This is a genomic window from Microbacterium sp. 05N427 (assembly GCF_056397105.1).
On the sequence record NZ_JBFTMT010000021.1, the window covers coordinates 40,958 to 47,965 of the forward strand.

Genomic DNA, 7,008 nt, shown 5'->3' on the forward strand with positions numbered 1-7,008 from the left:
CCATTCTCACCGCCAGACCTGAACATCGGCGACATTCGAACTTTTCCACGAGGTTCTTCTTGACTCATCATCGTTGTTATGTTCGAATATCGTCATGAGGTGGCAAGGGCAGAGCATCGACGAGACCGACACGCAGGCGCTGCCGGGAATGGAGAACCGCACCGGATTCCTGCGAACCGTGACGACTCCGGAGTTCGCGGGGATGACCTTCCACGAGGTGCTCGCGAAGTCGGCCCTGAACCATGTGCCCGGCCCCTCCAAGATGCCCTTCAACTGGACGGTCAACCCGTACCGCGGATGCAGCCATGCGTGCGTGTACTGCTTCGCGAGGGGGACGCATACGTATCTGGACCTGGACGCGGGACGGGACTTCGACTCGCAGATCGTGGTCAAGGTGAACGTGGTCGAGACCCTGGAGAAGGAGCTGCGCCGCGGATCCTGGAAGCACGAGACCGTCGCGCTCGGCACGAACACCGATCCGTATCAGCGCGCGGAGGGGCGGTACCGGCTGATGCCGGGGATCATCGGCGCGCTGGCCGATTCCGGGACGCCGTTCTCCGTGCTCACCAAGGGCACGCTGATCCGCCGCGACATCCCGGCCCTCGTCGACGCCGCGGCCAGGGTGCCCGTCGACGTGCAGCTGTCGATCGCGATGTTCGACGAGACCCTCCGCGAGGCGATAGAGCACGGCGCTCCGTCCACCCAGGCGCGGCTCGACACGGTGCGCGCGCTCAGCGACGCCGGCTTCCGGGTCGGGGTGTTCCTGATGCCGATCCTGCCGCACCTCACCGACTCGGTGGACGCGATCGACGGTGCCCTGCGAAGGATCAAGGAGGCCGGTGCGGATCACGTCATCTACGGCGCCCTGCACCTGCGGGCGGGCGTGAAGCCCTGGTTCCTGCAGTGGCTGTCGCAGAACAGGCCGGATCTGCTGTCGTCGTACCGGGTGCTGTACCCCGGGTCCGCGGCGGAGGCGCCGAAGGACTACCGGAAGTGGCTTGCGCGACGGGTCAGGCCGCTCATCCGGATGCACGGGCTGGAGGCACGGCATTCCGACGACCGCCCGCTGCGGCGCAGCATGAGCGCGCCGGCCGAGCCGGTCACGAATGCGATGCCGCTGTGGCTGTTCGAGCAGCCCGCGACCGAGCCCGCAGCGCCGTCGCGGTTCGGTGCGCCACGCGCACCGGTGCCGGCGCCGACCCTGTTCTGAGGCGAGTACGACAGACGGGGCGGGCGCTTTGATGCGCACCGCCCCGTCTCAGGGTCTCTCGGGACTCAGTACCAGTTGGTGGCCTGCGAGTGGCCCCAGGCCGAGCACGGGGTCCCGTAGACGCTGGAGATGTAGCCGAGGCCCCACGTGATCTGCGTGGTCGCGTTGGTCTGCCAGTCGTCCGCGACGGTCGCCATCTTGTCGCCGGGCAGCGCCTGCGGGATGCCGGTGGCGCCGGAGGAGTTGTAGGCCTGGTAGTTCCAGCCGGACTCCTTGTTCCACAGCGAGTTCAAGCACTGGAACTGGTCATCGCCCCAGCCGTACTGGCTCGCCATGATCTGCTGGGCCGCGGCGCGGGCGCCGTCCGGGGTGTTCGCGGCGGCCTGCGCCTCGGCGGCGGCCTGTGCGGCGGCGGCAGCGGCAGCGGCAGCCGCATCGGCCGCCTGCTTCTGCGCGATGGCGTTGTTCAGATTGGAGCGCACCTCGGTGACCTGCGACTCCACCTTCTCGGAGTAGTCCGCGACCGCGACGGCGAGCGTGGTGTGCACGGCGCCCTTCTCGGAGGCCGACCTCGACAGCACCTCGTGCGCCGAGGTCAGACCGGTCACATCCACGAGCTTGCGCCCCTGGCCGAGATCGAGGCCGGACGCCTTCACATCGGCGTTCACGGTGGCCGCGTCCGCCATCGCGGTCTTGGCGGTATCGAGCGCCGCACGCACCTGCACCCGCTGGTTGTAGGCGGTCACATCGTCGGCCGCAGCAACGGCGGGAGCGGCGGCGGCGACTGTCGGCGCGACGAGCACGGTGCCCCCGACGACGAGCGCGCCGAGCACGGCGGTCGCGCCGACGATGGCGATGGTCTTACTGCGGGCAGAGCGGAAGAACGGGTTTCTCGACATGACGAAGTAACGATCCTTGAAGTCCTCGGTGCCGCTCGGGTAGCGGCGTCACGCCCTCGGGTCGGGCGTACAAGGTAACGATCCTGCATCACTGTTCCTGGGAGCCCACCGTGGATCCCGGGATGCGGCAAGATATTTTGCTCGAACTCTCAGGTTCGGCGTTCGGCCGTTCCAGACCGGATCCCGGCCGGATCCTGGCACTGCGCGGCGCCATGTCCGAGGCCCTGGATAGCGTCATCCCATGGTCATACTCCGCCCCTGGCAGCCCGAAGACCGCCCGTTGCTCGACCGTTTCAACACCCCGGCGATGACTGCCCATCAGGTGCGCGCGGAGACCGAGGAGGAGTTGGAGAAGCGTCACGCGCGCTACCTCCGCACCGACTTCCCCGGGCAGGTGCTCGTGGTCTGCGACGGGGACGACATCATCGGATCCGTCGCCTACTGGGAGCACACGGACGACACAGACGCCGTGGTCTGGGAGGCCGGCTGGAGCGTCGTGCCCGAGTTCCAGGGCCGAGGGTATGCCGGGCGGGCGCTGGAGGCGCTGATCGGGATCGTCCGGGCCGAGGGCTCGCACTCCGCACTGCACGCCTATCCGGCCGTCGACAACGCTCCCTCCAATGCGCTCTGCCGCCGCGCCGGTTTCGTCCTGCGCGGCACGACGCCGTTCCCGTTTCGCGGCGGAGTGCTCCTCAGCAACGATTGGGTTCTGGAGCTCTGACACCGAAGAGGGCCGGGGGACGAGGAATCCGGATTCCGGATCCCTCGCCCTCCGGCCCTCGAGGACACGGTGCGCCCTGAGGCGCGTCGCGATCAGGCGGTGAGGTCGGACGCCGACGGCATGCGGCCGGCGATCTCCTCGATGAGGTCGTCGCCGAGACGCGCCTCTTCGAAGGGCGCGTCGATCTCGGCGCGGTTCAGCAGCTCCGTCATGCGGCGGCCGCGCGGACGGGTGATGAGCGTCACGACCCGGCCGGTGTTGCCCGCACGACCGGTCCGGCCGGACCGGTGCAGGTACGTCTTGTACTCGTCGGGCGCGTCGGCCTGGACGACCAGGTCGATGTCGTCGACGTGGATGCCACGGGCGGCGACATCGGTCGCGACCAGCACATTCACGCGCCCCGACGTGAGCTTCTGCAGGTTGCGCGTGCGCTTGGCCTGGTTCAGGTCGCCGTGCAGCGAGACCGCGGGGATCCCGGCGTCCTCGAAGGTCTCGGCCAGCTGTTCCGCGTAGGCGCGGGTGCGGGAGAAGACCAGCGTGCGTCCGTCGCGATCGACGAGCGAGGTGAGGATCTCCGCCTTGTCGCGGTGCTCGATCACGAGCACCCTGTGCTCGATCGTGCCGGAGTCCTGCGTCTCGCCGGCGACCTCGAAGACGGCCGGGTCCACGAGGAACTCGTCGACGAGCGCGGCGACCTCRCGGTCCAGCGTGGCCGAGAACAGCAGCTTCTGGCTGCCGTCGCCCGTCGCGCGCAGGATCCGCTGCACCGGCTCGACGAACCCGAGCTCGCACATGTGGTCGGCCTCGTCGAGCACGGCGATCCGCACATCGGAGAGGTCGAGCTTGCCCTGGTTGATCAGGTCTTCGATGCGGCCGGGCGTGCCGATCACGATGTCGACGCCCTTCTTCAGCGCACCGACCTGGCGGGCCTGCGGCACGCCGCCGTAGATCTGCGTGGTGAACAGGCCCACGCTGCGCGCGATCGGCTGGATCGTGCGGTCGATCTGCAGGGCGAGCTCACGCGTCGGCGCGAGCACGATCGCGCGCGGCTTGCGGCCGAACTCGCGCTTCTGACCCTTCTGCGAGGCGAGGATGCTCTCCACGAGCGGGGCGCCGAACGCGATGGTCTTGCCGGATCCGGTGCGACCGCGGGCGAGGACGTCGCGGCCCTCGAGGACCGCCGGGATCGAGGCCGCCTGGATCGGGAACGGCGCCGTCGCGCCCATGCCGGTCAGGATCTCGACGATGTTGGATCCGAGACCGAGGTCGCCGAACGTCACATCAGCGACTTCCTCGGCCTGCACGGTCTGCGCCTCGAGGCGCTCGTGGACGACGTCCTCGAGCTGCTCCTGCTTCGGCGCGCGGTCGGCGGTGCGGTTCCAGTCACTGCGKTTCGGGCCGTCGGTGCGGCGGGGACGGTCGTCGCGCCGGGGACGGTCGTCCCGGTCGAAACGCGGACGCTCGGTCCGGTCGAAACGCGGACGCTCGGTCCGGTCGTCCCGGCGGGGACGGTCGTCACGGTCATTCCGCGGGCGGTCGAACGACGGGCGCTCGGTGCGACCGGCGCGGTCATCGCGCTGCGGGCGCTCGGTGCGAGAGCGGTCATCCCGGTCGAACCTGGGGCGCTCGGTCCGCTGGGGACGGTCGCTGCGATCGAACCGAGGACGCTCGTCACGCTGCGGACGGTCGCTGCGATCGAACCGAGGACGCTCGTCACGCTGCGGACGATCACTGCGATCGAAGCGCGGACGCTCATCACGCTGCGGACGGTCGCTGCGATCGAAGCGCGGACGCTCATCACGCTGCGGACGATCACTGCGATCGAACCGAGGACGCTCATCACGCTGCGGACGATCRCTGCGATCGAASCGMGGACGCTCATCACGCTGCGGACGATCACTGCGATCGAAGCGAGGACGCTCGGTCCGGCCGGCGCGGTCCTCGAACCGGGGACGGTCGCTGCGGTCGGGCTGGGGACGGTCGCTGCGGTCGTACCGCGGGCGGTCGTCGCGCTGGGGACGATCGTTGCGATCGAAGCGGCCGCGGTCGTCCCGGCGGTGCGGGGCGTCGATGCGGCCGGATTCGGCCCGGTTGCGGATCGAACGCGACTCGTCGCGTCCGGCGCGTTCCTGGGCGGACCAGCGCTGCTTCGGCGCGCGCTCACCCGCGGCGGGCTCGGCGCGGTAGCCGCGGTGGCTGGGCGAACGGCTGCCGGGGCGGGCGTCCGCACGACGGTCGTCGCGGGCCGGACGGGCGTCGCGGTCGAACCGGGCGCCCCGGTCGTCGCGGGCCGGACGCGCGTCGGCGCGGCCGAAGCGGTCTGCGGTGCCACGGCCGGACTCGCTGTCGCGGGCCGGGGCCCCCTGACGGTGGCGGTCGTGGAACGAGGTCTTCTTCGCGTAGCGCGGCTCGAAGTTCGCCGAGGGGCGTCCGCCCTTGGGCTTGTGGTTCTTGGGCACGGGTATGTCCTTTATCTGGTTCTCGCACGAGAACAGCGCCCCGCCGCCCTCCTAGGGCGCGGGGAAACCCGGGCAGTCGTCGGCCGGGGGCCATTCATGTGATGGATGAAGCGCTCGGCGACGTCCGCCGAACTCACCATCGGCCCCTGGGCTCACACACAATCGCAGCACCGCACCCGCTGGGGATCCCAGAGAGCACGGTCGCCCGAAGCCGACCGCACTATCGTACCCGAGTCACCTGGGAACCCACCGCGTCACCCCACCGCTCTACGATGGCGGCATGACCACTCCGACCGGCGTCCAGGTCCACCTCGAGGCGCACGGCGTCCGCGCCCAGATCTCGCAGATCGGCGCATCGCTGCGGCACCTCGTCGTCGGCGAGACCACGGTCGTGCCTCCCTACCCGGAGGACCGGCCCGCGCCCTCCTGCTCCGGAGTCGTGCTGGTGCCGTGGCCGAACCGGATCCGTGACGGCATCTGGGCCGACGGCGAGGAGACGCGGGCGCTCGCGATCACCGAGCCCAAGCTGAACAACGCGATCCACGGGCTGCTGCGCTACTCCGCCTACGAGATCGCCGAGCAGGACGATGCGACCGTGCTGCTGCGCGCGAACGTCGTGCCGCAGATCGGCTATCCCTATCTGCTGGAGACGAGCGTGCGCTACACGCTCGACGCCCGCGGCATCACGGCCGAGCACACGATCGTGAACCGCTCGCAGAGCCCGGCACCCGTCGCGCTCGGCACCCACCCCTTCCTCACGATCTCCGGAACCGATCCGAAGCAGCTGCTCCTGCGCATCCCCGCCGAGACCTTCTTCGAGACCGATGACCGACTGCTGCCGATCGGCGAGTCGCCCGTGTCCGGCGGCACCGACCTGCGCACTCCCCGACGCCTCGGCGACGTTCAGCTCGACACCGGCTTCGCCACGCTCCGCCGCGAAGACGACGGACGCGTGCACAGCACCCTCGCCGCCCCCGACGGCCGCACCGTCACCCTGTGGCAAGGGCCGGGCCTGGACTACCTGCAGGCCTACACGAGCACGGGGTATCCGGGCCAGGAGCTCGTGGTCGCCCTCGAGCCGATGTCGGCGCCCGCCGAGGCGTTCAACTCGGGCCGCGGGCTGCGCCGCCTGGCTCCGGGCGAAGCATGGACCGTGCAGTGGGGCGTGGCGCTCACCGCCTGAGCGCGGGCTCGGCGGACGGCGGGATCGCCCCCGCCCACCCCCATCCCCATCCCCATCCCCATCCCCATCCCCATCCCCATCCCCATCCCAGGGTCAGGATCGGGGGCTTGGGGGTTCGGGTTCTGGGGGTGGGTCCGGTTCCGGGGGTGGGTCCGGGTCGTCGATGGTGAAGGTGACGGGTGCGGGTGGTCGGTCGGTGTAGGTCGTGCCGGTGGGGCTGGTCCATTCGAGGGTCCCGGCGCCGTGTTGTGTCACTGTCCAGGTGGTTTGGTGTTTGAGGACGTGGTGGCGTCGGCAGAGTCCGCCGAGGTTGCCTTCTTCGGTGGGCCCGCCGTGGGCTGCGTCGATGGTGTGGTCGAGGTCTTGGGTGCGGGGTGGGAGCCCGCAGGTCGGGAACCGGCAGCGGGAGTCGCGGGCGTGTAGGAGGCGGCGTAGGTCGGTGTTGGGCCGGTAGTGGTCGACGGCGAGGATCGCCCCGGTGATCGGGTGGGTGAGGACTCGTTCCCACGCGGTCGCCCGGCCGGTGAGGGTGCGGG

Annotated in this window: 6 protein-coding genes; 3 read left to right on the forward strand and 3 right to left on the reverse strand. The window is 70.2% G+C overall.

Annotation, left to right across the window (positions count from 1 at the left end; all coding sequences use genetic code 11):
• The first annotated feature begins 94 nt into the window (after nucleotides 1-94).
• Nucleotides 95-1,210 (forward strand): Rv2578c family radical SAM protein, encoded by a 1,116-nt coding sequence (locus AC1DG4_RS17215; RefSeq protein WP_477382169.1) that lies wholly within the window; start codon nucleotides 95-97, stop codon nucleotides 1,208-1,210.
• Nucleotides 1,211-1,275: 65 nt separating this feature from the next.
• Here the strand turns inward: AC1DG4_RS17215 and AC1DG4_RS17220 are convergent, their stop codons facing one another.
• Entirely contained in the window at nucleotides 1,276-2,109 is an 834-nt protein-coding gene (locus AC1DG4_RS17220) for an aggregation-promoting factor C-terminal-like domain-containing protein (protein ID WP_477382170.1), read from the reverse strand.
• A 241-nt stretch (nucleotides 2,110-2,350) separates the two neighbouring features.
• On the opposite strand from AC1DG4_RS17220, the gene AC1DG4_RS17225 reads away from it, so the two are divergent.
• Nucleotides 2,351-2,830, forward strand: coding sequence for a GNAT family N-acetyltransferase (locus tag AC1DG4_RS17225; protein ID WP_477382171.1), 480 nt, complete (start codon nucleotides 2,351-2,353; stop codon nucleotides 2,828-2,830).
• 92 nt (nucleotides 2,831-2,922) lie between these two features.
• Here AC1DG4_RS17225 and AC1DG4_RS17230 read toward each other — a convergent pair whose 3' ends face one another.
• Nucleotides 2,923-5,289, reverse strand: a complete 2,367-nt coding sequence (locus AC1DG4_RS17230) for a DEAD/DEAH box helicase (RefSeq protein ID WP_477421370.1) — start codon at nucleotides 5,287-5,289, stop codon at nucleotides 2,923-2,925.
• Nucleotides 5,290-5,569: 280 nt separating this feature from the next.
• Between AC1DG4_RS17230 and AC1DG4_RS17235 the strand changes: the two genes are divergently transcribed.
• Nucleotides 5,570-6,472: an aldose 1-epimerase family protein gene (locus AC1DG4_RS17235; protein ID WP_477382173.1), complete on the forward strand. Its 903-nt coding sequence runs from the start codon at nucleotides 5,570-5,572 to the stop codon at nucleotides 6,470-6,472.
• A gap of 93 nt (nucleotides 6,473-6,565) precedes the next feature.
• Here the strand turns inward: AC1DG4_RS17235 and AC1DG4_RS17240 are convergent.
• Nucleotides 6,566-7,008, reverse strand: a 443-nt coding sequence (locus AC1DG4_RS17240; protein WP_477421371.1) for an HNH endonuclease signature motif containing protein, incomplete at its 5' end; no start/stop codon positions are given.

Excerpts from the sequence above, each read along its gene's own strand:
- AC1DG4_RS17215 (WP_477382169.1), top strand. The coding sequence starts at position 95 with ATGAGGTGGCAAGGGCAGAGCATCGACGAGACCGACACGCAGGCGCTG.
- AC1DG4_RS17220 (WP_477382170.1), bottom strand. The coding sequence starts at position 2,109 with ATGTCGAGAAACCCGTTCTTCCGCTCTGCCCGCAGTAAGACCATCGCC.
- AC1DG4_RS17225 (WP_477382171.1), top strand. The coding sequence starts at position 2,351 with ATGGTCATACTCCGCCCCTGGCAGCCCGAAGACCGCCCGTTGCTCGAC.
- AC1DG4_RS17235 (WP_477382173.1), top strand. The coding sequence starts at position 5,570 with ATGACCACTCCGACCGGCGTCCAGGTCCACCTCGAGGCGCACGGCGTC.